20 protein-coding genes are annotated in these 23,929 nt (G+C 63.4%); 18 read left to right on the top strand and 2 right to left on the bottom strand.

Going from position 1 to position 23,929, the window contains the following annotated elements; genetic code table 11:
* The 18 genes from VNZ93_RS20200 to dnaE all read left to right on the top strand — a co-directional run.
* A partial coding sequence (locus VNZ93_RS20200; RefSeq protein WP_325709405.1) for a molybdopterin-dependent oxidoreductase occupies nucleotides 1-1,556 on the top strand: 1,556 nt, incomplete at its 5' end.
* Between the two features lie 4 nt (nucleotides 1,557-1,560).
* Entirely contained in the window at nucleotides 1,561-2,586 is a 1,026-nt protein-coding gene (gene nuoH, locus VNZ93_RS20195; RefSeq protein ID WP_325709402.1) for an NADH-quinone oxidoreductase subunit NuoH, read from the top strand.
* Nucleotides 2,587-2,641: 55 nt separating this feature from the next.
* Nucleotides 2,642-3,130 carry an NADH-quinone oxidoreductase subunit NuoI gene (gene nuoI, locus VNZ93_RS20190; protein WP_325709399.1) on the top strand — a complete coding sequence of 163 codons (489 nt, stop codon included), beginning with the start codon at nucleotides 2,642-2,644 and terminating at the stop codon, nucleotides 3,128-3,130.
* Nucleotides 3,131-3,136: 6 nt separating this feature from the next.
* Complete coding sequence (locus VNZ93_RS20185; RefSeq protein WP_325709396.1) at nucleotides 3,137-3,745, top strand: NADH-quinone oxidoreductase subunit J; 609 nt, start codon at nucleotides 3,137-3,139, stop codon at nucleotides 3,743-3,745.
* Entirely contained in the window at nucleotides 3,745-4,053 is a 309-nt protein-coding gene (nuoK, locus tag VNZ93_RS20180; protein ID WP_325709394.1) for an NADH-quinone oxidoreductase subunit NuoK, read from the top strand. The genes VNZ93_RS20185 and nuoK overlap by 1 nt, the downstream gene beginning before the upstream one ends.
* A 7-nt stretch (nucleotides 4,054-4,060) precedes the next feature.
* Nucleotides 4,061-5,983 (top strand): NADH-quinone oxidoreductase subunit L, encoded by a 1,923-nt coding sequence (nuoL, locus tag VNZ93_RS20175; RefSeq protein WP_325709391.1) that lies wholly within the window; start codon nucleotides 4,061-4,063, stop codon nucleotides 5,981-5,983.
* A 1-nt stretch (nucleotide 5,984) separates the two neighbouring features.
* Complete coding sequence (locus VNZ93_RS20170) at nucleotides 5,985-7,514, top strand: NADH-quinone oxidoreductase subunit M (RefSeq protein WP_325709388.1); 1,530 nt, start codon at nucleotides 5,985-5,987, stop codon at nucleotides 7,512-7,514.
* Nucleotides 7,511-8,941, top strand: coding sequence for an NADH-quinone oxidoreductase subunit NuoN (gene nuoN / locus VNZ93_RS20165; protein ID WP_325709386.1), 1,431 nt, complete (start codon nucleotides 7,511-7,513; stop codon nucleotides 8,939-8,941). Before VNZ93_RS20170 ends, nuoN begins: the two co-directional genes overlap by 4 nt.
* A gap of 3 nt (nucleotides 8,942-8,944) precedes the next feature.
* A complete protein-coding gene (locus VNZ93_RS20160) occupies nucleotides 8,945-9,727 on the top strand; it encodes a biotin--[acetyl-CoA-carboxylase] ligase (RefSeq protein ID WP_325709383.1) in 783 nt (260 codons plus the stop codon).
* Entirely contained in the window at nucleotides 9,727-11,397 is a 1,671-nt protein-coding gene (locus VNZ93_RS20155) for a ribonuclease J (RefSeq protein ID WP_325709408.1), read from the top strand. Before VNZ93_RS20160 ends, VNZ93_RS20155 begins: the two co-directional genes overlap by 1 nt.
* A gap of 7 nt (nucleotides 11,398-11,404) precedes the next feature.
* Nucleotides 11,405-11,809: a methylmalonyl-CoA epimerase gene (gene mce, locus VNZ93_RS20150; RefSeq protein ID WP_325709380.1), complete on the top strand. Its 405-nt coding sequence runs from the start codon at nucleotides 11,405-11,407 to the stop codon at nucleotides 11,807-11,809.
* A gap of 52 nt (nucleotides 11,810-11,861) precedes the next feature.
* On the top strand, nucleotides 11,862-12,134 hold the full coding sequence (locus VNZ93_RS20145; protein ID WP_325709377.1) for a DUF1467 family protein: 273 nt from the start codon (nucleotides 11,862-11,864) through the stop codon (nucleotides 12,132-12,134).
* A gap of 94 nt (nucleotides 12,135-12,228) precedes the next feature.
* Nucleotides 12,229-12,462 (top strand): DUF2188 domain-containing protein, encoded by a 234-nt coding sequence (locus VNZ93_RS20140; RefSeq protein WP_325709375.1) that lies wholly within the window; start codon nucleotides 12,229-12,231, stop codon nucleotides 12,460-12,462.
* 597 nt (nucleotides 12,463-13,059) lie between these two features.
* Nucleotides 13,060-14,379 carry a proline--tRNA ligase gene (gene proS, locus VNZ93_RS20135; RefSeq protein WP_325709372.1) on the top strand — a complete coding sequence of 440 codons (1,320 nt, stop codon included), beginning with the start codon at nucleotides 13,060-13,062 and terminating at the stop codon, nucleotides 14,377-14,379.
* Nucleotides 14,380-14,515: 136 nt separating this feature from the next.
* Nucleotides 14,516-15,784, top strand: a complete 1,269-nt coding sequence (locus VNZ93_RS20130) for a lipoprotein-releasing ABC transporter permease subunit (RefSeq protein ID WP_325709369.1) — start codon at nucleotides 14,516-14,518, stop codon at nucleotides 15,782-15,784.
* Nucleotides 15,785-15,791: 7 nt separating this feature from the next.
* On the top strand, nucleotides 15,792-16,508 hold the full coding sequence (locus VNZ93_RS20125; protein WP_325709367.1) for an ABC transporter ATP-binding protein: 717 nt from the start codon (nucleotides 15,792-15,794) through the stop codon (nucleotides 16,506-16,508).
* Nucleotides 16,509-16,626: 118 nt separating this feature from the next.
* Nucleotides 16,627-17,211 carry a TIGR00645 family protein gene (locus VNZ93_RS20120; RefSeq protein WP_325709364.1) on the top strand — a complete coding sequence of 195 codons (585 nt, stop codon included), beginning with the start codon at nucleotides 16,627-16,629 and terminating at the stop codon, nucleotides 17,209-17,211.
* A 598-nt stretch (nucleotides 17,212-17,809) separates the two neighbouring features.
* A complete protein-coding gene (dnaE, locus tag VNZ93_RS20115) occupies nucleotides 17,810-21,232 on the top strand; it encodes a DNA polymerase III subunit alpha (protein WP_325709361.1) in 3,423 nt (1,140 codons plus the stop codon).
* A gap of 21 nt (nucleotides 21,233-21,253) precedes the next feature.
* On the opposite strand, the gene VNZ93_RS20110 is transcribed toward dnaE, so the two are convergent.
* Nucleotides 21,254-22,207: a tripartite tricarboxylate transporter substrate binding protein gene (locus VNZ93_RS20110; RefSeq protein ID WP_325709358.1), complete on the bottom strand. Its 954-nt coding sequence runs from the start codon at nucleotides 22,205-22,207 to the stop codon at nucleotides 21,254-21,256.
* A gap of 91 nt (nucleotides 22,208-22,298) precedes the next feature.
* A complete protein-coding gene (locus VNZ93_RS20105) occupies nucleotides 22,299-23,651 on the bottom strand; it encodes a UbiD family decarboxylase (protein WP_325709355.1) in 1,353 nt (450 codons plus the stop codon).
* Nucleotides 23,652-23,929: the final 278 nt, after the last annotated feature.

Here is a 23,929-nt window from a genome sequence, read left to right as displayed (position 1 = left end):
GCGCCATCGGCCGCGGCGAGGATATGGAAATCACGACCTATCTCGAGCACGCGATGACGTCGGAGCTGCAGGGCAACGTCATCGATTTGTGCCCGGTCGGCGCGCTGACCTCGAAGCCCTACGCCTTCACGGCGCGGCCGTGGGAGCTGAACAAGACTGAATCCGTCGACGTGATGGACGCGGTTGGCTCGGCGATCCGCATCGATACGCGCGGCCGCGAAGTAATGCGCATCCTGCCGCGCACCAATGAAGACGTGAACGAGGAGTGGATCTCCGACAAGACCCGTCATGTCGTAGACGGCTTGCGCGCGCAGCGCCTCGACTCGCCTTACATCCGTGAAAACGGACGGCTGCGTCCGGCCACCTGGAACGAAGCCTTCCACGTCATCGCCCACAAGGTGAAGGCGGCGCGTCCTGAGAAGATCGGCGCCATCGCCGGCGATCTCAGTGCGGTCGAGGAAATGTTCGCGCTGAAGGATCTGATGACGCGGCTTGGCTCGCGCAACATCGATGCGCGTCAGCGTGGCTCGATGATCGATCCGCGCTGGGGCCGTGCGGCCTATCTGTTCAACGCGACAATTCCTGGGATCGAGCAGGCCGATACCTTGCTGATCGTCGGCGCCAATCCGCGCAAGGAAGCTGCAATCCTGAACGCGCGGATCCGCAAGCGCTGGCGGATGGGGCATTTCCCGATTGCTCTGATCGGCGAGCGGGTCGACCTGACCTATCCGTATCACCATCTCGGCGCCGGGCCGGATTCGCTGGCGGAACTCGCGAACGGGAAGGGCGATTACGCCGATATCCTCCGCAAGGCCGAGCGTCCGATGGTGCTGGTCGGTGCGTCGATCTTTACCCGCAACGACGGCGCGCGCGTTGCCGCTCTGGCTGCACGCGTTGCGGTCGAGGTTGGCGCCGTGTCCGACATCTGGAACGGCTATTCGGTCCTGCACTACGCGGCGTCGCGGGTCGGTGCGCTCGATATCGGTTTCGTGCCGGGCGAGGGCGGCAAGACCGCGCTGCAGATGGCGTCGGGCGATGTCGACGTTCTGTTCTCTCTCGGTGCCGACGAGATCGACGTCGATCGCGGTCCGTTCGTTGTCTATATCGGCTCGCATGGCGATGCCGGCGCGCATCGTGCCGACGTGATCCTGCCGGGTGCGGCCTATCCGGAAAAGTCCGGGCTCTATGTCAATACCGAGGGGCGAGTGCAGATGGCGACGCGCGCATCGTTCCCGCCCGGTGACGCGCGGGAGGACTGGGCCATCATGCGGGCGCTGTCCGATCATCTTGGCGCGCGGCTGCCCTATGATTCACTCGCGCAGTTGCGGCAGGCGATCTTCGCGGCGCATCCGCATCTGCAGCGGATCGGTACGGTCACGCCGGGCGATATTGCGGACCTGCGCAGGCTCGCGCAGCTGGCGGGCGCCCCTGACAAGGCGCCGTTCGGGTCCGTGATCGACGATTTCTATCTCACGAACCCGATCGCACGCGCGAGCGCGGTGATGGCCGAATGCTCGGCGCTCGCCGAGCAGCGCACCATGACGGCGGCGGAGTAGGGGCATGGTGGACTTCTTCTGGACCTGGCTCTGGCCGCTGATCATCATCGTCGCGCAAAGCCTGTTGCTGCTCGTGATCCTGCTCGTCGCGATCGCGTACGTTCTGTATGCCGATCGCAAGATCTGGGCGGCGGTGCAAATCCGGCGCGGGCCGAACGTGGTCGGGCCATGGGGCCTGTTGCAGTCCTTTGCCGACCTTCTGAAATTCATCCTGAAGGAGCCGGTGATCCCGGCGGGTGCAAACAAGGGTCTGTTCCTGCTGGCGCCGCTGGTCACCTGCGTGCTGTCGCTGGCGGCCTGGGCGGTGATCCCGGTCAATGCAGGATGGGTGATCGCCGATATCAATGTCGGCATCCTCTACATCTTCGCGATCTCGTCGCTCAGCGTCTATGGCATCATCATGGGCGGCTGGGCGTCGAACTCGAAATATCCGTTCCTCGCCGCGCTGCGCTCTGCCGCACAGATGGTGTCGTACGAAGTCTCGATCGGCTTCGTGATCATCACGGTGCTGCTCTGCGTCGGTTCGCTCAATCTGACCGACATCGTCGAAGCTCAGAACGGCCGCTACGGTCTCTTGAATTGGTACTGGCTGCCGCTCCTGCCGATGTTCGTGATCTTCTTCGTCTCGGCGCTGGCGGAGACCAACCGGCCGCCTTTCGATCTGGTGGAAGCGGAGTCCGAGCTCGTCGCGGGCTTCATGGTCGAGTACGGGTCTTCGCCCTACATGATGTTCATGCTGGGCGAGTATGTCGCCATCGCTACCATGTGCGCGATGGGGACGATCCTGTTCCTCGGCGGCTGGCTGCCGCCCGTGAACGTCGTTCCGTTCACCTGGGTTCCGGGCGTGGTGTGGTTCACGCTCAAGTGCCTGTTCATGTTCTTCCTGTTCGCGATGGCCAAGGCGATCGTGCCGCGCTATCGCTACGACCAACTGATGCGGCTCGGCTGGAAGGTGTTCCTGCCGATCTCGCTGGCGATGGTCGTGATCGTCGCTGCGGTCCTTCAGTTCGGAGGCTTGGCCCCGAAATGACGAGCGCGCCACATATTCCGTCATGCCCGCGCCCGGCGCGCGGAAAGGTCGTGTCATGAGACTGGATCAGGCAGCCAAGTCGGTGTTCCTCACCGAATTCATCCAGGCCTTCTTTCTCGGTATGCGCTATTTCTTTAAGGCCAAGCCGACCCTGAACTATCCGTTCGAAAAGGGGCCGATCTCGCCGCGCTTTCGTGGCGAGCACGCGCTGCGCCGTTATCCGAACGGCGAGGAGCGCTGCATCGCCTGCAAGCTGTGCGAGGCGATCTGCCCGGCGCAGGCGATCACCATCGAGGCCGGTCCGCGCCGGAACGACGGCACCCGCCGCACCACGCGCTACGACATCGACATGGTGAAGTGCATTTATTGCGGGCTGTGCCAGGAGGCATGCCCGGTGGATGCGATCGTGGAAGGTCCGAATTTCGAATTTGCGACCGAGACCCGCGAAGAACTCTACTACGACAAGGAGCGGCTGCTCGCGAACGGCGATCGCTGGGAGCGGGAAATCGCGCAGAACATCAAGCTCGATGCACCGTACCGGTAACGAACGATGATCGCAGCGCTCTTCTTTTATCTCTTCTCCGCCATCTGCATCGCCTCCGCGCTGATGGTGATTGCCTCGCGCAATCCCGTGCACTCGGTACTGTTCCTGATCCTTGCCTTCGTCAATGCGGCGGGGCTGTTCATGCTGCTCGGCGCCGAATTCCTCGCGATGATCCTGGTCGTGGTCTATGTCGGCGCAGTCGCGGTGCTGTTCCTGTTCGTCGTCATGATGCTCGACGTGGACTTTGCGGAATTGCGGGAGGGCTTCCTGCAATATCTGCCGATCGGCGCGCTGATCGGCATCGTGCTTCTGGCGGAGATCCTGCTGGTGGTCGGCGCATGGACGATCGGGGGCGGGACACCGCGCGTCGTGGCGGCCCCGATTCCGACCGACATCACCAACACCGAGGCCATCGGCCTCGTGCTCTATACGAAATACATCTACTTTTTCCAGGCGGCGGGGCTTGTGCTCCTCGTCGCCATGATCGGCGCGATCGTGCTGACGCTGCGTCACAAGGAAGGGGTCAAGCGCCAGAACATCTCCGATCAGGTCGCGCGCACGCCCGCGACCGCGATCGAGGTGGTCAAGGTTCAGCCGGGGCAGGGGCTGCAATAATGGTCATCGGGCTCGGTCACTATCTGTCGGTCGCCGCGATCCTGTTCACGCTCGGGATCTTTGGCATCTTCCTGAACCGCAAGAACATCATCATCATCCTGATGTCGATCGAACTGATCCTGCTCTCGGTCAACATCAACTTCGTCGCGTTCTCGAGTTTCATGGGCGACATTTCCGGACAGATCTTCGCCCTGTTCATTCTCACCGTCGCGGCAGCGGAAGCCGCGATCGGGCTCGCCATTCTCGTAGTGTATTTCCGCAACCGCGGTTCGATCGCGGTCGAAGACGTCAACCTGATGAAGGGCTGAGCCGCACATGTATCAGGCGATCGTCTTTCTCCCGCTGCTTGGCGCTCTGATCGCGGGCCTGTTCGGCCGGCTCATCGGTGCTCGTCCGGCCGAACTGGTCACAACGCTGTTGCTGTTTGTCTCGGCGATTCTGTCCTGGATCGCCTTCGTGCGCGTGGGCTTCGGTCATGTCGATGAGCGCGTCGTGCTGTTCACCTGGATTCAGTCCGGCGACCTGAAGGTCGACTGGGCGCTTCGGATTGACGCGCTGACTGCGGTGATGCTGGTCGTGGTCACGACCGTGTCGTCGCTCGTGCATCTCTATTCGATCGGATACATGCACGAGGATCCGCACCGTCAGCGTTTCTTCGCCTATCTGTCGCTGTTTACCTTCGCGATGCTCGCGCTGGTGACGGCGGACAACCTCGCCCAGCTGTTCTTCGGCTGGGAGGGCGTCGGTCTTGCGAGCTATCTCCTGATCGGCTTCTGGTACCAGAAGCCCGAAGCGAATGCGGCTGCGATCAAGGCTTTCGTGGTCAACCGCGTCGGCGATTTCGGTTTCGCGATCGGCATCTTCGCCGTCTTCCTTATGACGAACGCGATCGACTTCGACACCGTGTTCGCGCAGGCGCCGTCACTGACCGGCAAGACCATCGATTTCTTCGGCTGGCACGCCGACGCGCTGACGCTGATCTGCCTGTTCCTGTTCATGGGCGCGATGGGCAAGTCCGCGCAGTTCCTGCTGCACACCTGGCTGCCCGACGCGATGGAGGGCCCGACCCCGGTTTCGGCGCTGATCCATGCCGCGACCATGGTCACCGCCGGCGTGTTCATGGTGGCTCGGCTGTCGCCGCTGTTCGAACTCGCACCGGTCGCGCTGATGGTCGTGACGCTCGTCGGCGCGATCACGGCGCTTTTCGCCGCGACCGTCGGCCTCGTGCAGAACGACATCAAGCGGATCGTCGCGTATTCGACCTGCTCGCAGCTGGGCTACATGTTCGTCGCGATGGGCGTCGGCGCCTATTCGGTCGGCATGTACCACCTGTTCACGCACGCCTTCTTCAAGGCGCTGCTGTTCCTTGGCTCGGGCTCGGTGATCCACGCGATGCATCACGAGCAGGACATCCGCCACATGGGCGGCCTGCGCAAGAAGATCCCGCAGACCTTCTGGCTGATGGTGATCGGCACGCTCGCGCTGACCGGTTTCCCGTTGACCGCCGGCTTCTTCTCCAAGGACGCCATCATCGAGGCGGCGTTTATGGGCAAGAACCCGATCGCGCCATACGCCTTCGCGGCGACGGTGGTCGCCGCCTGCCTGACCTCGTTCTATTCGTGGCGGCTGATCTTCAAGACCTTCTTCGGCGAGCCGCATGATCACCACCATTATGACGCGGCGCATGAGAGCCCGATGGTGATGATGGTGCCGCTCTATGTGCTTGGCGCCGGCTCGATCCTCGCGGGCTATCCGTTCTACGAGTATTTCGCCGGCCACCACGTGCAGGAATTCTTTCGGCAGTCGCTGGCGCAGAGCCAGGCGGTCATCGACGCCATTCATCACGTGCCGCTGTGGGTGAAACTGACGCCGTTCGTCATGATGCTGACGGGCTTCCTGGTCGCCGTGCAGTTCTATCTGCGCGATCCCGCGATGCCGGTCCGGCTCGCGCGCGACCATCAGGTCCTGTACCGCTTCCTGCTCAACAAGTGGTACTTCGACGAAATCTACGACTTCATCTTCGTTCGTCCGGCGAAGTGGCTCGGCTATACGCTGTGGAAACGTGGCGACGGCTGGCTGATCGACGGTTTCGGGCCGGACGGTGTCTCCGCGCGTGTCCTCGATGTCACGAGGAACGTCGTGCGGCTGCAGACCGGCTATCTCTATCACTACGCGTTCGCCATGCTGATCGGAGCTGCGCTCCTGATCACCTGGTTCATGTTCGCGGGAGTCCGCTGACATGGCAACCTGGCCCGTCCTGTCCGTCACCACCTTCCTGCCGCTGGTCGGCGCCCTGTTCATCATGGCGTTGCGGGGCGATACCGAATCCGTCAAGCGCAATGCGCGCTGGGTGGCGCTCTGGACCACCCTGATCACCTTCGCGGTGTCGCTGGTTCTGGTATGGCGCTTCAATGCCTCCTCGGCCGAATTCCAGTTCGTGGAGAAGGCCCGCTGGCTCGGTGGCTATGCCTCCTACCATATGGGCGTCGACGGCATTTCGCTGCCGCTCGTCATTCTCACGACCGCGATCATGCCGATCTGCATCATTGCGAGCTGGGACTCGGTTCAGAGCCGCGTGAGGGAATACATGATCGCCTTCCTCGTCCTCGAGACGATGATGGTCGGCACCTTCGCGGCCCTCGACCTTGTGCTGTTCTATCTGTTCTTCGAGGCCGGCCTGATCCCGATGTTCCTGATCATCGGAATCTGGGGTGGTCCGCGGCGCGTCTATGCCAGCTTCAAGTTCTTCCTCTACACGCTGCTCGGCTCGGTGCTGATGCTGCTCGCCATCATGGCGATGTACTGGAGCGCCGGCACGACCGACATTACCGTGCTGCTCAAGCACGAATTCCCCCGCCAGTTGCAGACTTGGGCGTGGCTGGCGTTCTTCGCCTCGTTCGCGGTGAAGATGCCGATGTGGCCGGTCCACACCTGGCTGCCCGATGCGCACGTCGAGGCGCCGACTGCTGGCTCCGTCGTTCTTGCTGCGATCCTCCTGAAGATGGGCGGCTACGGCTTCCTGCGCTTCTCGTTGCCGATGTTCCCGCTGGCGTCCGCCGACTTCGCGCCGCTGGTCTTCACGCTGTCCGTCGTCGCGATCGTCTACACTTCTCTGGTCGCGCTGATGCAGGAGGATGTGAAGAAGCTGATCGCCTATTCGTCCGTCGCCCATATGGGCTTCGTGACGATGGGCATCTTCGCCGCGACCGCACAGGGCGTCGGCGGCGGCATCTTCCAGATGGTCTCGCACGGCATCGTTTCAGGCGCGCTCTTCCTGTGCGTCGGCGTGGTCTATGACCGGATCCACACCCGCGAGATCGCGGCCTATGGCGGCCTGGTCGAGCGGATGCCGATCTATGCCGCGGTGTTCATGCTGTTCACGATGGCCAATGTCGGATTGCCCGGCACATCGGGATTCGTCGGCGAGTTCCTGACGCTGCTCGGCACTTTCAAGGTCAATGTCCAGGTCGCGACGCTGGCGACACTCGGCGTGATCCTGTCCGCCTGCTACGCGCTCTGGCTCTATCGCAAGATGGTGTTCGGTAAACTCGAAAAGCCCAAGCTCCAATCGATCCAGGACATGGATGCGCGGGAGATCGGTATCTTCGTTCCTCTCGTGGTCCTGACGCTGCTGTTCGGCTTCTGGCCGAAGCCGGTGCTCGACGTGTCGTCGGCCTCGGTCGACGCCCTCGTCGCGCAATACCAGACCGCCATCGGCAAGACCAAGAAGGCGGAGGCCGAGCTGCGCACCGCAGGTGAAAAGAAATGACCGGCGAGCTTCCAAGCCTCATTCCCGCGCTGCCCGAGATCATTCTCGCTGTCGGCGCGATGGTGCTGCTGATGGTTGGCGCCTATGGCGGCGAACGTACCAACCTGATCGTGAGCACGGCCGCGATCGTGCTTCTGGTCGCGGCCTGCATCGCGGTGATCCTGTTGCCGGCCGGCAGCCTGACTACGTTCGGCGGCAGCTTCGTGGTCGACGACTTTGCGCGGTTCGTGAAGATCCTTTCGTTCGGCGGAACGGCGGTCGCGATCCTGATGTCGTTCGATTTCGTCAAGCGCGCCGGAATGCGGAAATTCGAGTATCCGATCCTGATGCTTCTGTCCGCGGTCGGCATGGGCATGCTGATCTCCGCGACCGATCTGATCGCGCTCTATCTCGGTCTGGAACTGATGAGCCTGTCGCTCTACGTGATCGCGGCGATCGACCGCGATTCCGCGAAGTCGACCGAGGCCGGCCTGAAGTATTTCGTTCTCGGCGCGCTGTCGTCGGGCATGCTGCTTTACGGTGCGTCGCTGGTCTACGGTGCGACGGGGCAGATCTCCTTCGCCGCTATCTCGCAGGCTGCGCCGCAAGGCGGGCTCGCGCTGACCTTCGGCCTGGTCTTCCTGCTCGCTGGCCTCTGCTTCAAGGTGTCGGCGGTGCCGTTCCACATGTGGACGCCCGACGTCTATGAAGGTTCGCCGACGCCGGTGACGGCATTCTTCGCCGCAGCGCCCAAGGTCGCGGCGATGGCGATTTTCGTGCGCGCGACCATGACCGCATTCCCCAGCATCACCGTGCAGTGGCAGCAGATCGTCGTATTCGTTTCGATCGCCTCGATGGCGCTCGGTTCGTTTGCGGCGATCGGGCAGACCAACATCAAGCGCCTGCTGGCTTATTCGTCCATCGGCCATATGGGCTTCGCGCTGGTCGGTCTTGCCGCCGGCACGCAGGAGGGCGTTCAGGGCGTCCTGATCTATGTTGCGATCTACGTCGCGATGACGCTCGGCTCCTTCGCCTGTGTGCTGTCGATGAAGCGCGCCGGCGGCATGGTTGAGAATATTTCGGACCTCGCGGGTCTCGCCCGCACGTCGCCAATGCTGGCGTTCATGTTCGCGATGCTGATGTTCTCTCTCGCGGGCATTCCACCGCTCGCCGGTTTCTTCGCGAAGTTCTATGTTTTCATCGCGGCGATCAATGCCGGTCTCTACGCACTGGCCGTGATCGGCGTGCTCACGAGCGTCATCGGCGCCTATTATTATCTCGCCATCGTGAAGACGATGTATTTCGACGAGCCGCAGAAGAGCTTCGAGCCGATGTCCGGAGAGCAGGTCGCAGTGCTCGGCGTTGCTGGCCTGTTCAATCTCTTGTTCTTCGCGTGGCCGGGGCCGCTTCTCAATGCCGCCACGGCCGCGGCGAAGTCGCTGTTCTGATCGATGGGATTTGAGCTCGGGCCGCGTGCGGCCGAAGCCGGGCATCGCCTCGTCGTTCACGAAAGCCTGGACTCGACCAACAGCGAGGCGCTGCGCCTCGCGCGGTCGGGCGAGGGCGGGCCGCTCTGGATCGTCGCGCGTGAGCAGACCGCGGGACGCGGCCGGCGAGGGCGCGAGTGGGTCTCGGCTGGCGGCAACCTCGCGACAAGCCTGCTGGTGTCGTTGCCGGTGACTCCGGCGGTCGCGGCCACGTTGGGCTTTGTAGCGAGCCTTGCCGTGCGCGATGCATGCAGCGCGCAGGCGCAGGGAGCCGTGTTCGCGTTGAAGTGGCCAAACGACGTTCTCGCAGATGGCGCCAAGGTGGCCGGTCTGCTGCTGGAATCGGAGGCGCGGGCGGGGACGCTGGCCATTGTGATCGGTATTGGCGTCAATGTCGCATCGGCGCCAAGCGGGATGCCCTATCCGGCAGCGTTTCTGCGGTCATTCGCACCCGAAATTACTGCCGGGTCCGTTTTCTCGCAGCTGACGGATGCCTGGATGGGATATGCCGGCCGCTGGGACGAGGGCCACGGATTTGACGTGATCCGCAGGGCCTGGCTCGCGCAGGCGCGGGGAATCGGGCAAGCGATTTCGGTACGAACGGGAGACCGGGTGGAGAGCGGCATTTTCGAAACGCTGGACGAGGAGGGCAGGCTGATCCTTCGCAAGACCGACGGCATGATCCGCGTCATCAGCGCTGGCGACGTCTATTTCGGTGACGTCTCCCAAAACGGAGCCGCATCGTGATGGCGGCGCCGGGGCAACTCGTGTTCGCACCGCTCGGCGGTGTCGGCGAGATCGGCATGAACCTGTCGATCTACGGCCTCGGTGACGAGCACCGCCGGCGGTGGCTGGCGGTCGATTGCGGCGTTTCGTTCGCCTCCGAGGAGCACTTGCCGGGGATCGACCTGATGTTCCCGGACATCCGCTATCTCGTTGAGGAGCGGCGCAGCCTTGCGGGGATCGTCATCACCCACGCGCATGAGGACCATTTCGGCGCGCTGTTCGATCTGTGGCCGCAGCTTCGCGTGCCGGTCTATGCAACGCCGTTCACCGCGGCCCTGATCGAGGCCAAGAAGGCGAGCGAACCCGGTGCGCCGGACATAGAGGTCAAGGTCGTGCCGATCGGCAGCCGGTTCGAGGCCGGGCCGTTCGATATCGAACTCGTGTCGATGTCGCATTCGATCCCGGAATCCAACGCGCTGATCATCCGCACTCCACATGGTGTCGTGCTGCATACCGGCGACTGGAAGCTCGATCAGACGCCGGGCGTCGGACTGCCGACGGATCAGGACAAGCTGCAGCGGCTGGGCGGCGAGGGCGTGCTCGCGGTCGTCGGAGACTCGACGAATGCCGTGCGAGACGGTCGCTCGCCATCGGAGGCCGATGTCGCCCGCACGCTGGCGGAGCTGATTGCCTCCTCGCCGGCACGCGTCGCGGTGACCACCTTTGCGTCGAATGTCGCGCGATTGCGCGCGGTCGCGGACGGCGCGAAAGCGGCCGGTCGCGAGGTCGTCGTCGTCGGGCGCGCGATGGAGCGCGTGGTGCAGGTCGCACGGGAGACCGGCTACCTCGACGGGGTGCAGGAATTCCGCGGGCCGGATGTCTACGGCTATCTGCCGCCCGACAAGGTGGTCGCGTTGTGCACGGGCAGCCAGGGCGAGCCCCGGGCGGCGCTTGCGCGGATTGCGCAGGATGAGCACCCCGATATCACGCTCGCGCGCGGCGACCGCGTGATCTTCTCGTCACGCACCATTCCCGGCAACGAAAAGGCCGTGTCCACCGTAATCAACGGTCTGATCGACCAGGGCATCCAGGTCATCACCGATCGTACGCATCTTGTGCATGTGTCGGGTCATCCGCGGATCGGCGAGGTCGAGGAACTGCTCGGCTGGGTGAAGCCGAAAATCCTCGTTCCGGTGCATGGCGAGTCCTTGCACCTGACCGAACATGCCGCGATCGGGCGGCGGCTCGGAATCCCGGAGATCGTCAGCTGCCGGAATGGCGACATGGTCCAGCTCGCACCCGGACCTGCCGGCGTCATCGACGAGGTGCCGCACGGCCGGGTTTACAAGGACGGGGGCGTTCTTGTGCCGGCCGATAGCCGGACGATCTCGGATCGCCGCCGCCTGAGCTTCGTCGGCATGGTGACGGTGGCGCTGGCGCTGACCGAAAAGGGCGCGCTTGCCGCCGATCCGGAGGTCGAATTGTTTGGCATTCCCGAACACGGGAAGGACGGCTCGGTTCTCGCCGACGTCGCGCTCGACGCTGTGCATGACACGTTCGAGAGCCTGCCGAAGGCGCGGCGGCGCGATCCGGATTCGGTTGCGGAAGCGGTGAGGCGAGGGGTGCGCAGCGCGATCGCCCAACAATGGGGCAAGAAGCCGGTCTGTCACGTCCACATTCTTGCGGTATAGTCGCGTCATGATCGGACGACTGAACCATGTGGCGATTGCCGTTCGCGATCTCGCGAAGGCCTCGCAGGTGTATCGCGAGACGCTCGGCGCTCAGGTATCGGAGACGGTGCAACAGCACGAGCATGGCGTGACCACGGTGTTCGTCACGCTGCCGAACACCAAGATCGAACTGCTGGAGCCGCTCGGCGCGGATTCTCCGATCGCGAAATTTCTCGAGCGCAATCCGGACGGCGGCGTCCACCATATCTGCTACGAGGTGGAGGACATCATCGCCGCGCGCGACGTGCTCAAGGCGAAAGGTGCACGGGTGCTCGGCGACGGCAATCCGAAAATCGGCGCGCATGGCAAGCCGGTGCTGTTCCTGCACCCGAAGGACTTCTTCGGCACGCTCGTCGAGATCGAGCAAGTCTGAGATCATCACGTTCGCCGGTCGTCGTCCGGTCCTCAATCGCGGTTCTACGAGCATGAGCTGGACTACGGGTGCTGCGATCTATTTCCTGATCTGGTGGGTGACGCTGTTCGCGGTGCTGCCTTTCGGGGTCAGGTCGCAGCATGAAGCCGAGACCGAACCCGGCACCGATCCCGGCGCCCCGGTGCTGCCGCGGATCCTTCTCAAGCTGGTCTGGACCACGCTTGTCGCGGGGCTCATTTTCGCAGTTCTTGCAGTGATTTATGCGTATCGTCTGATCGGACTTGATGACATTCCGGGCCTGCCCCGGCCACCCGTCATCTCCTGATCCGAAATCCGAAAGCGAGGGCCGGCTCGCCGGAACCTCGGTGCCGTCGCAGCGGTTGTCGGGTGCAACACCTGAACACCGACCGGGATGCGACATGCCACATTCGCGCTATTTCATCGTGCAGACCGAGGGCGGCTGGATGATCCGGTTCGAAGGTGGCGATTTCGGCCCGTACCACACTCGCCGGGAAGCCCTGATGTTTGCTGTCGATGCCGCCCAGAGGCTTGGGGAGCGGGGCCAGAACGCGGAGGTTTGCCTGCTCGGCGACAACGGGCATTTCCATCCGGAATGGACGTTCGGTCGCGACAGCTACCCTCCACGACTATGACTGGACCCCGCTGATCGCCTGTTTTCGGCGCCCGGGTACCTTGCTGGACCTAAGCGCAGGGTTTGGCGCATGGGGGACGAGTGCCGGGCCCTGGGGCCGGGCATAAGGCCGCTCCTCCTGATGCCGCCGTGCGCGATTTATGGGACCGGCCCGGGAACGATTTCTCCCGAGGCCGGTTGTCCGTGCAGACGGCCGCATGTCGGCTGTCCAACGCGTCGGACGACCTGCACCCCCTCCCCCCGAAAGAGGTCGTCCGGCGCTTTTTTCTTTGCGGCTCCTGAAATGAAAAAGAGCAGGGCATCCGGCCCTGCTCAAAATTCGTGCAACACGCTTCCGGCGGAATTTCTTGGCTGTTTTGAAGCGTCGGCGGCGCCTTTGGCGCTCGCGATCCTCCCAAGACTTGGACCGGTTGGGCCGCGTCTGCCCAACTCGCGTGCGAAAGCTATAGCACTTTCCTCTCGGTCAGCAAGGCCCTGCTATCAAGGATTGCGGGTCGTGCTCACATAGTGCGTGCCTTGGTGCGTGCCTTGAATTTTCGGACGCGATCCGGTTTCAGTCACTTGCGCGCCGATCCGGCCGATTCCTCGAAAGCAACCCATGCGACTGTCGCGTTATTTCCTTCCCATCCTGCGGGAGACCCCGAAAGAGGCTGAAATCGTCTCGCATCGCCTCATGCTCCGGGCGGGCATGATGCGACAGGAGGCCGCGGGCATATACGCCTTCCTGCCTCTCGGCCTGCGGGTGCTGAACAAGATCTGTGACATCGTCCGTGAGGAGCAGAATCGCTCCGGCGCGATCGAATTGCTGATGCCGACGGTCCAGTCGGCCGACCTCTGGCGCGAGAGCGGGCGCTACGACGCCTATGGCAAGGAGATGCTGCGAATCAAGGATCGCCACGAGCGCGAAATGCTCTACGGTCCGACCAACGAGGAGATGATCACTGACATCTTCCGCGCCTATGTGCGCTCGTATCGTGATCTCCCGCTTAACCTCTATCACATCCAGTGGAAGTTCCGGGACGAGGTGCGGCCGCGCTTCGGGCTGATGCGCGGGCGCGAATTCCTGATGAAGGATGCCTATTCCTTCGATCTGGACCAGGCCGGAGCGCGGCATTCCTACAACAAGATGTTCGTCGCCTATCTTCGGACCTTCGCGCGGATGGGACTGAAGGCGATCCCTATGGTGGCCGAAACCGGTCCGATCGGCGGAAATCTCAGCCACGAATTCATTATCCTGGCGTCAACCGGCGAGAGCGAGGTGTTCTGTCATCGCGATTACCTCTCGTTTGAGGTGCCGGGCGAGGACGTGAACTTCGACGATGTCGCCGGCCTGCAATCGACCGTGGATCGCTGGACTGGCCTCTATGCGGCGACGTCGGAGAAGCACGACGAGGCTGCGTTCGCTGCGCTTCCCGAGCCGGCGCGCGTGTCCGCGCGCGGGATCGAGGTCGGCCACATCTTCTATTTCGGGACCAAATATTCGGAGCCCATGAAAGCCGTGGTCACGGGTCCGGACGGAACCGAACGTGCCGTGCACATGGGTTCCTACGGAATTGGCCCGTCGCGCCTTGTCGCCGCCATTATCGAGGCGTCTCACGACGACGCGGGTATTATCTGGCCCGAAAGCGTGGCTCCGTTCCGGGTTGCAATCCTCAATCTGAAGCAGGGTGACGCCGCGACCGATGCGGCCTGCGAGAAGCTCTATGCTGATCTGCAGGCCCGCGGCGTGGACACGCTCTATCACGATCTCGACGAGCGGCCTGGTTCCAAATTCGCCACCGCCGATCTGATCGGGATTCCGTGGCAGGTCGTGATCGGTCCGAAAGGGCTGGCCGCGGGCCAATACGAGGTGAAGCGCCGGGCGGATGGAAGCCGCGAGATGCTGAGCCCGGACGAGGTGCTGAACCGGTTTGGATGAGGACGGCGCCTCAAGTCACCGGACATCGTGGCGACCAAATGTCCCCACGAAATTGTGTGTGCTGCTGCCGCCACGGTAATTGGCGGTGGCTTGAAACGGCCAGAATCTGATGAAATCCGCAGGTTCAGGAGTCTGAATGAGCGAATCCTCCGCAACGCGTCCGTTTGCGCCCTTTGAGTGGATGCTGTCACTCCGCTACCTGCGGGCGCGGCGCAAGGAGGGATTCATTTCCGTCATCGCGAGCATTTCGTTCCTCGGCATCATGCTCGGCGTTGCGACGCTGATCATCGTGATGGCGGTGATGAACGGCTTCCGCAAAGAACTGCTCGAGAAGATTCTCGGCATGAACGGCCACCTGCTGGTGCAGCCGCTGGAATCGCCGCTGACGGACTGGAAGGAACTGGCCACGCGTCTGAGCGGAGTGCAGGGCGTGCGCCTTGCCGCCCCGATGGTCGACGGTCAGGCGCTGATCTCGTCGCCGTTCCATTCGACCGGCGTCGGTGTACGCGGCATGCGCGCTGCCGATATCGACAAGCAGGCCTCGATCTCCGCCAACCTGAAGCAGGGCACGCTCGACGGCTTTGACGAAGGGCAGGGCATCATCATCGGCAAGCGCCTCGCTGATGCCTTGTCGGTTCGCGCCGGCGACAATGCGACGCTGGTTGCGCCGCGCGGCGCGGTAACGCCGATGGGCACGACGCCGCGCATCAAGACCTATCGTATCGCGGCGGTCTACGAGATCGGCATGTCGGAATACGACTCCAATTTCGTCTTCATGCCGCTCGCTGAATCGCAGGCCTATTTCAATCGTTCGGGCGACGTGACTGCGATCGAGATCTATATCGACTCGCCCGACCGGTATCGCGAGTTCCGGACCTTGCTGACGAAGGCGGCCGAACGGCCGATCTTCATCACCGACTGGACGCAGCGCAATGCCACCTTCTTCAACGCGCTGCAGGTCGAACGAAACGTGATGGCGCTGATCCTCTCGCTGATCGTCCTTGTCGCGGTGATGAACATCATCTCCGGCCTGTTCATGCTGGTGAAGGACAAGGGCCGCGACATTGCGATCCTGCGGACAATGGGGGCGACACAGGGCGCGATCATGCGCGTCTTTCTGATCACCGGCGCATCGATCGGCGTGGTGGGGACGGCGCTCGGATTCCTCGTTGGCGTTGTGGTCTGCGCCAACATCGAGTCGCTGCGTCAATTCGTATCGTGGCTGACGGCGCGCGAAGTGTTCGCGCCCGAACTGTATTTCCTGTCGCGTCTGCCGGCCGAGATCGATGCCGGCGAGACGACGGCGGTCATCGTGATCGCGCTCGCCATGTCGCTTGCGGCGACCCTCTATCCGTCGTGGCGCGCTGCGCGTCTCGATCCGGTCGAGGCGCTCCGCTATGAATGAGCACGTTATGGCGGACGATCAGACAGCCGCTGCAGGCTCCGCAAAAGCCCCGGTGCTTTACCTGAACGGGGTTCAGCGGCGCTATCAGCAGGGCGAGTCCGAACTTTCGATCCTGCGCGGCGCGGAACTGGGCTGCTGGCTCGGCCAGTCCATCGCGCTGATCGCGCCGTCCGGCGCCGGCAAGTCGACGCTGCTTCATATCGCGGGACTGCTTGAACATCCGGATGCCGGCGAGGTGTTCGTCGACGGCAAGCCGACCGCAAGCCTGTCCGATGCGGAGCGCACCGCCATCCGCCGCGTCGAGATGGGTTTCGTCTACCAGGCGCATCATCTGCTGCCGGAGTTTTCCGCGGTCGAGAATGTGATGCTGCCGCAGATGATCCGAGGCCTGTCGCGTGCCGAGGCGCGCAAGCGCGCGAGCGAACTACTATCCTATCTCGGCCTGAAGGCTCGGCTCGAACATCGGCCAGCGGAATTGTCGGGCGGCGAGCAGCAGCGCGTTGCGATTGCGCGCGCTGTAGCCAATGCGCCGCGCATCCTCCTGGCCGACGAGCCCACCGGTAATCTCGACCCGCACACCGCGGACCATGTGTTCGAAACGCTCCGGCAGCTGGTCAGCGCCTCGGGCCTTGCCGCCATCATCGCGACCCACAATCTCGAACTGGCGCGGCGCATGGACCGCCGCGTGACCATCCGCGAAGGGGTTGTGATCGAGCTGGAATAGGCGGTGTTGCTCCGCGTCCACATTTTCATCGCGTGATGCGAACGGGTATTGAACCGACACGCTGCATTCCCATCTTGCTCCCGCTATCGCCTGAACCATCCTCCAACCATGACGAGCCATGACTGAACGAGCCAATGCGACCGACATTGTCGGACGTGAACTGCGTCCTTTGCCATCGCTGATCTTCGGCTCGCGCTGGCTTCAGTTGCCTCTTTATCTCGGTCTGATCGTCGCGCAGGGCGTCTATGTGGTGCTGTTCCTGAAGGAGCTCTGGCACCTTACGTCGCACGCGATGGACTTCAGCGAGCAGCAGATCATGCTGGTCGTTCTCGGGCTGATCGACGTGGTGATGATCTCCAACCTGCTCGTAATGGTGATCGTCGGCGGCTACGAGACTTTCGTGTCGCGGCTGAAGCTTGAAGGGCATCCCGACCAGCCGGAATGGCTCAGCCACGTCAACGCCAGCGTGCTCAAGATCAAGCTCGCAATGGCGATCATCGGCATCTCGTCGATCCACCTGCTGCGGACCTTCATCGAGGCCGGCAACCTCGGTGGTCCCAAGGCCTCCTACACGGAAGCCGGGATCATGTGGCAGGTCATCATCCATCTCACCTTCATCATCTCGGCGCTTGGCATTGCGGCTGTCGACCGGATGGGAAATTGGGGTCCCGTCCACCCGAACGGCCGGGCCGGAAACCATTGAGCCTCAGAAACGCTTCCCAGGCACGAGACTTCCCAAGTCGGCGCGGCAGGTCCGCGCCGATGCCTGTTTCACGAGCCGCTTGACGGAGAACAAAAAGCGAACTATGTTCTCTGTCCGTTCTTATCGGGCGGGCCATAGCGAGGTTTGAGGCAGGGGAGCCGTCATGTTTCGCGCTGTTGTTGAGGAGGCCGCTGCACTGGCCTCGCTGTCGCTCTTTCTCGGAATGATCGCCATATGGGCGCAGGTGCTCGGCGGTCTGTAGTTGTTCAGGGCATTGCCCAAAGTCTGAAAGTCGCGTGCGAGTAGCGTCATGCGTTTGTTGCGTCCGCGGGAAAAGGACGCGGTTTCGGCCGGGCGCCCGCCTTCGGTTTGCATTCGCGTAGGTGGGGGTCCGGCTGCTTCCTGATCGAGGCAAAGGCTCCGGGCCGGCTGTTCAGGGCGTTCCTTGTTTGAGGGCGTATTGGTTCCGTGGCGTCTTCGTTTCAGGGCATCCTGGGGAAATCGGGTGCGCAGGCCGGCCCTGCCGCATTGGCGGTGGACTTGGCGGCGTGGCCTCCGCACCATCGCGACTGACCAGACAGATTCGTGAGGCTTCCCGGTGTCGGATGCGCCCTTCGTGCACCTGCATGTGCACTCGTCCTATTCGCTGCTCGAGGGCGCGCTGAAGATCGGCAAGCTCGCCGATCTTGCGAAGGCCGACAAGCAGCCTGCGCTGGCGCTGACCGATACCGACAATATGTTCGGGGCGCTGGAATTCTCCGACAAGCTGGCGGCCTCCGGCGTGCAGCCGATCGTCGGCTGCTGCTTCAGCGTCGACTTCGGCGACCAGCCGCGCGACCCGCGCAATCCGGCGCATAACCGGGTGCTGCCGCGGCTCGTATTGCTGGCCGCACGCGAGGATGGCTATCGGCGCCTGATGAAATTGTCGTCGCGGGCATTTCTCGATTCGCCGTCGAACGAACCGCCGCATCTGCCTGTCGCCTGGCTGGAGGAGGGGGCGGACGGGTTGATCGCGCTCACCGGAGGCCCCACCGGCGCACTCGATCAGGGGATCAGGGCGGGGCAACTCGATGTCGCGCAGGCACGCGCGGCTACGCTGCGCAACCTGTTCGGCGATCGCCTGTATGTCGAATTGCAGCGTCATGATCTGCCCGAAGAGCGTGCGACCGAGCCGCACCTGATCGATATCGCCTATGCGCAGTCGCTGCCGCTGGTCGCGACCAACGAACCGTTCTTTGCGACGCCGGCGGATTACGAGTCGCACGACGCGCTGATCTGCATCGCCGAAGGCCGGCTGATCGCCGAGACCGACCGGCGTCAGCTCACGCCGCAGCATTATTTCAAGAGCCGCAAGGAAATGGCGGCGCTGTTTTCGGACCTGCCGGAAGCGATCGCCAACACTGTCGAGATCGCGCAGCGCTGCTCGTATCGTCCGAGAACGTCGAAGCCGATCCTGCCGCGCTTCACATCCGGCGACACCGACGAGGGCGCCGAGCTGCGCAAGCGCGCAAAGGACGGGCTCGACCGCCGCATTGCACTGCATGGCCTCGCTCCGAACAAGTCGCGCGAAGAGTATGACGCGCGGCTCGCCTTCGAGCTCGATGTCATCGAGCGGATGAAATATCCCGGCTACTTTCTGATCGTCGCGGACTTCATTCAATGGGCGAAGCAGAACGACATTCCGGTCGGGCCGGGCCGCGGCTCCGGCGCGGGTTCGCTCGTCGCCTATGCGCTCACCATCACCGATCTCGACCCGATGCGGTTCGCGCTCCTGTTCGAACGCTTCCTCAATCCGGAACGCGTGTCGATGCCGGACTTCGATATCGACTTCTGCCAGGAGCGCCGCGACGAGGTGATCCGCTACGTGCAGGGCCGCTACGGCCGCGATCAGGTAGCGCAGATCATCACGTTCGGCACGCTGCAGGCGCGCGGCGTGCTGCGCGACGTTGGCCGCGTGCTCGAAATGCCCTACGGCCAGGTCGACAGGCTCTGCAAGCTCGTGCCGCAGAACCCGGCCAATCCGGTCACGCTGGCCAAGGCGATCGATGAAGAGCCCAAGCTGCAGGCCGAGCGCGATGCCAATCCGACCGTGCGCCGTGCGTTCGACATCGCCCGCAAGCTCGAAGGCCTGACGCGCCACGCATCGACACACGCCGCGGGCATCGTGATCGGCGACCGGCCGCTGGCCGAACTCGTGCCGCTTTACCGCGACCCGAAATCCGACATGCCGGTGACCCAGTTCAACATGAAATGGGTTGAGCCGGCGGGCCTCGTCAAGTTCGACTTTCTCGGCCTGAAGACGCTGACCGTGCTCAAGACCGCGGTCGATCTGCTGAAGCTGCGCGGCATCGAGATCGACCTGTCGGCGATCCCGCTCGACGACAAGAAGACCTACGAGCTTCTGGGTCGGGCAGAGGCGGTCGGCGTGTTCCAGCTGGAAAGTCAGGGCATGCGGCGCGCGCTGCTCGACATGAAGCCGGACCGGTTCGAGGACATCATTGCGCTCGTGGCGCTCTATCGTCCGGGCCCGATGGCAAATATCCCGACCTATTGCGCGCGCAAGCACGGCGAGGAGGAGCCGGACTACATCCACCCGAAGCTTGAAGAGGTGCTGAAGGAGACGTTCGGCGTCATCGTCTATCAGGAACAGGTGATGCAGGCCGCGCAGCTTCTCGCCGGTTACTCGCTTGGACAAGCCGACCTGCTGCGCCGCGCCATGGGCAAGAAGATCCGAAGCGAGATGCAGGCGCAGCGCGAGGGCTTCGTCAAAGGCGCCGTCGAACGTGGCGTGCAGAAATCGCAAGCCGATGCGATCTTCGATCTGCTCGAACGCTTCGCCGAATACGGCTTCAACAAGAGTCACGCCGCGGCCTACGCGCTGGTCGCGTATCAGACCGCCTACATGAAGGCGAACTACCCGGTCGAATTCCTTGCGGCGTCGATGACGCTCGACATGGGCAATACCGACAAGCTTGCCGAATTCCGCAACGAAGCCGAACGGCTTGGCATCAAGCTCGAACCGCCGTCCATCAATCGGTCCGGCAAGGCTTTCGAGGTCGAGGGCAACACAATCTTCTATTCGCTCGCCGCCCTGAAAGGTGTCGGCGCGCAAGCGGTGGAATCGATCGTCGCCGCGCGCAAGGACAAGCCGTTCCGCGATCTCTCCGACTTCGCCTCACGCATCAACCCGAGGGCGATCAACAAGCGGGTCCTCGAAAGTCTCGCGGCCGCTGGTGCTTTCGATGTGCTGGATCCGAACCGCGCCCGCGTTCATGCGGCGGTCGAAACCATGCTGGCGGTTGCGCAGCGCTCACACGATGCAGCCGAGAGCGGCCAGAACGAATTGTTCGGTGGGCCCGCCCATCGTGAACCGATGCGCCTGCCGAATGTCGATCCGTGGATTCCCGCCGACCGGCTGCAACGCGAATACGAGGCCATCGGTTTCTTCCTGACTGGCCATCCGCTCGACGATTACGCTACCGCATTGAAGCGCATGAAGGTGCTGAACTGGTCGGAATTCTCCAGGTCGATACTGGCCGGCGCCAGCGGCGGACGAACAGCCGCGACGGTGGTGTCGCGCACCGAGCGCCGCACCAAGACCGGCAACAAGATGGGCATCATCGGCCTGTCCGATCCAAGCGGACAATACGAGGCGGTGCTGTTCCAGGAAGCGCTGCAGCAATACCGCGATCTGCTCGAGCCCGGGAATGCCGTGCTGCTGTTTCTCTCTGCGGAGGCGCAGGGAGAGGAGGTCCGCGCCCGTATCCAGACCGTGGAGCGGCTCGATCAGGCGGCCGAAAAAGTGCAGAAGAGCCTTCAGATCTTCCTGCGCGACCCGGCCCCGCTCGACGCCATCACCAATCGCCTCGAACCGAGAGGCGATGGTGAGGTCCATTTCATCCTGATGCTGTCGGACGGTGGCGAGGTCGAAGTAAAACTGCCGGGCCGCTACAAGGTCTCGCCGCAGATTGCCGGCGCGATCAAGTCGGTGCCCGGCGTTGTGACGGTCGAGGCAGGGTAGGGCGGTGGCCTATGCGATCCGTCAGTTCGGCTGGATGCCGGACTCGCGAACGTAGCTGCCCCACTTGTCCAGTTCAGCACGCATGTAGCCGTCCATCTGCGCGGCCGGGAGCGGGGCCGCGTCAAGCCCCACGGCGGTCAGCCGCTGCTTCATCTGGTCCGACTTCATGATCTCGGCCGCAGCGTCGCTGAGCTTGGTGGCGATGTCAGCTGGCATCTTCGCCGGACCGAACAGGCCGTTCCAGAAGGTCAGGTCGAAGCCGGGGAAGCCGACTTCCTGCATCGTCGGGACGTCGGGCAAAAGTTGCGAACGCGTGCCGGATGAGATGGCGAGGGCGCGGACCTGTCCGTTCTTCACCGCCGACAGCGCCGCTGCGACATCGAGGAAGGTCATGCTGAGATGGCCGGCGATAACGTCGGACAGGGCTTGCGGCGTGGTCTTGTAGGGGACGCGCGTGATGTCGACGCCGCCGACCCGCTTGATCCGCTCGGCCGCGATCTGCGATCCGCTGTTGGAGGCGCCGTAAGTCAGCTTGCCGGGATCGGCCTTCGCGGCCTTCACCACATCCGCGATCGAATTGAATTCGGACTTCGGCGAGACGACGAGGACGGCGCCGGCCGTCGCCAGCCGGGAAATCGGCGTGAAGTCCTTCAGCGGATCGTAGCGCAGCTCCTTGAAGAGATGCGGATTGGCGGAATGGGTCGTGTTGCCGCCCATGAAAAGCGTGTAGCCGTCCGGTGCCGCGCGCGCGACGAATTCGGCAGCGGGAATGCTGCTGCCGCCGGGCCGGTTTTCCACCACCACGGCCTGTCCAAGTTTCTTGCCCAGTTCATCCGCAAGCGTGCGCGCCATGACATCGGTTCCGCTACCGGCGCCAAACGGCACCACAAGCGTGACCGGACGCGTCGGATAGTTCTGTGCCGAAGCCGGCACGGCCGAAATGACCAGCAGGCTTGCCAGAAGAACACGCAGCATTTTGGAACCTCGTTTCATCGTCGTTGTCGGAGTGAGAGCATTAGCGAGTGAGAGCATTGGACAGCGTGAGAGTTAGCGGGGCCGCCGCCACTCACCTTGGCCGGAGCGGATCGAGCACAACGTCGAGATCGATCTCGTCCATTCCGGGGAAGGCTCGCCGACGAAAGACGTCGCGCATGCTCATGGGGGCCGTGGCATCGATGCCAACCTTGCCGCGATGCGCGTCCCGCACGTCGGTACGCTGGAAGCTGCCAAGCCGCGGGATCATGTAGACGCCGGTCTCTGGCGTGTGGCGCGTATGAATGGCCCACAGGACCTCCTGCGGATCATGCGGGTCGACATCGGCGTCGACGACCACAACGACCTTCATCCATGGATGCGCCGCGAGTGCGGCGAGCATGACGGCGCGGGCCTGATCGTCGCTGTTTTTTTCGATGGATACGACACAGCCGAAGATATGACCGGGCGTGCCGATGTCACGGATTTTGGCGAAAGCGGAGACGCGCTTGTAGACCTCCGTCTGCAGCGGCACGCCCAGCAGCGTTGAATCCTCGGGGCCGCCGGCAAGGATCACATGATAGATCGCGTCGTTGCGGCGGGTGATTGCCGTAACGCGCATCACGTTGTTCGGGGCCCTGGCGACATATCCGTCGGTGAATTCGCCGAACGGGCCTTCGTCCTCCATCACGTTCGGCAGGACGTGGCCCTCGATCACGTATTCCGCGTCGGCGGGGACCAGCAGCCGCACTGTCTTCGCCTGGACGACGCGCAGGTTCGATCCCTGCCATCCGCCGGCGGTCAGGAGTTCGTCGGCCTCGAATGGGATCTTGGAGGCTGCGCTCAACATCAGCGAGGGCGGCGCGCCGATCACGACCGCGATCGGCAATGGCTCATTCTTGCGTTCAGCCGCTGCGTGATATTGGCCGAGGTGCTGCGGAGCCATCATGCGGATGCGCATGTGGTCCCCGCCAACGATCTGGATGCGGTTCCAGGAGGCGTTGTGGATTCCGGTCTCGGGGTGACGAGCGATCACGACCCCGGCGGTGATGTACGGGCCAGCATCCTCCGCACAATGGACGACCTGCGGTATCTCTGATTCGACCGAAATGTTGCCGGTCACGACGCGCTCCTGAACGGGGGCGTCCGAGACGGTTTCGAGCGGCCGCGTGCTGGCCTCCCGCTTCACAAGTTCGGGCAGCATGGCCGGCAGCGGCAGGTCGAGCGCGTCCGCCAGAATCGACCGCCGGCACAGGACGTTGGTCGCGATCGGGGTCGGACTTCCGGTGACGGTCCTGAAGAGGAGAGACTGGTTCGGCCCCTTCTGGACCTTCCGCATGATCGCCACGAGCTCGTGGCGCGCGTCGACCCTGCGGCTGACGTGGCGCAGCTGGCGCTGCTGGTCGAGGAGGGCGAGAAGGTCGCGGAACGAGGTTTGTGCGGGCATACGAGCAGATTGTCTCCGGGAGAGTCACCCCTCTTGGGGCGTGGAACCACCCTATACTGACGAGTATCGTTCGCGCACCGGCTTTCTGTGCAATCCCGATGGACAGACCGCGGCCTGCCTTTTTCTTGCCTTTCGGGATCGGGGCCGCTATATGGCCGCCCATCTCACACGCGGATCGCTGGTTTCAGGCCCCGACAATGGGCCATCGAGACCGTCCGGTAGCACGGCGCCCGAGGCGCCGCGTTCACTTTGATCCGCGGAGGACCAACCGGAGAAGA

It is taken from the genome of Pseudorhodoplanes sp., assembly GCF_035565795.1.
Taxonomy (GTDB): Bacteria; Pseudomonadota; Alphaproteobacteria; order Rhizobiales; family Xanthobacteraceae; genus Pseudorhodoplanes.
The sequence above is the reverse complement of the archived record's forward strand: the minus strand, read 5'-3'. Positions and strand labels throughout refer to the sequence as shown.

Excerpts from the sequence above, each read along its gene's own strand:
- nuoH (WP_325709402.1), top strand. The coding sequence starts at position 1,561 with ATGGTGGACTTCTTCTGGACCTGGCTCTGGCCGCTGATCATCATCGTC.
- nuoI (WP_325709399.1), top strand. The coding sequence starts at position 2,642 with ATGAGACTGGATCAGGCAGCCAAGTCGGTGTTCCTCACCGAATTCATC.
- VNZ93_RS20185 (WP_325709396.1), top strand. The coding sequence starts at position 3,137 with ATGATCGCAGCGCTCTTCTTTTATCTCTTCTCCGCCATCTGCATCGCC.
- nuoK (WP_325709394.1), top strand. The coding sequence starts at position 3,745 with ATGGTCATCGGGCTCGGTCACTATCTGTCGGTCGCCGCGATCCTGTTC.
- nuoL (WP_325709391.1), top strand. The coding sequence starts at position 4,061 with ATGTATCAGGCGATCGTCTTTCTCCCGCTGCTTGGCGCTCTGATCGCG.
- VNZ93_RS20170 (WP_325709388.1), top strand. The coding sequence starts at position 5,985 with ATGGCAACCTGGCCCGTCCTGTCCGTCACCACCTTCCTGCCGCTGGTC.
- nuoN (WP_325709386.1), top strand. The coding sequence starts at position 7,511 with ATGACCGGCGAGCTTCCAAGCCTCATTCCCGCGCTGCCCGAGATCATT.
- VNZ93_RS20160 (WP_325709383.1), top strand. The coding sequence starts at position 8,945 with ATGGGATTTGAGCTCGGGCCGCGTGCGGCCGAAGCCGGGCATCGCCTC.
- VNZ93_RS20155 (WP_325709408.1), top strand. The coding sequence starts at position 9,727 with ATGGCGGCGCCGGGGCAACTCGTGTTCGCACCGCTCGGCGGTGTCGGC.
- mce (WP_325709380.1), top strand. The coding sequence starts at position 11,405 with ATGATCGGACGACTGAACCATGTGGCGATTGCCGTTCGCGATCTCGCG.
- VNZ93_RS20145 (WP_325709377.1), top strand. The coding sequence starts at position 11,862 with ATGAGCTGGACTACGGGTGCTGCGATCTATTTCCTGATCTGGTGGGTG.
- VNZ93_RS20140 (WP_325709375.1), top strand. The coding sequence starts at position 12,229 with ATGCCACATTCGCGCTATTTCATCGTGCAGACCGAGGGCGGCTGGATG.
- proS (WP_325709372.1), top strand. The coding sequence starts at position 13,060 with ATGCGACTGTCGCGTTATTTCCTTCCCATCCTGCGGGAGACCCCGAAA.
- VNZ93_RS20130 (WP_325709369.1), top strand. The coding sequence starts at position 14,516 with ATGAGCGAATCCTCCGCAACGCGTCCGTTTGCGCCCTTTGAGTGGATG.
- VNZ93_RS20125 (WP_325709367.1), top strand. The coding sequence starts at position 15,792 with ATGGCGGACGATCAGACAGCCGCTGCAGGCTCCGCAAAAGCCCCGGTG.
- VNZ93_RS20120 (WP_325709364.1), top strand. The coding sequence starts at position 16,627 with ATGACTGAACGAGCCAATGCGACCGACATTGTCGGACGTGAACTGCGT.
- VNZ93_RS20110 (WP_325709358.1), bottom strand. The coding sequence starts at position 22,207 with ATGCTGCGTGTTCTTCTGGCAAGCCTGCTGGTCATTTCGGCCGTGCCG.
- VNZ93_RS20105 (WP_325709355.1), bottom strand. The coding sequence starts at position 23,651 with ATGCCCGCACAAACCTCGTTCCGCGACCTTCTCGCCCTCCTCGACCAG.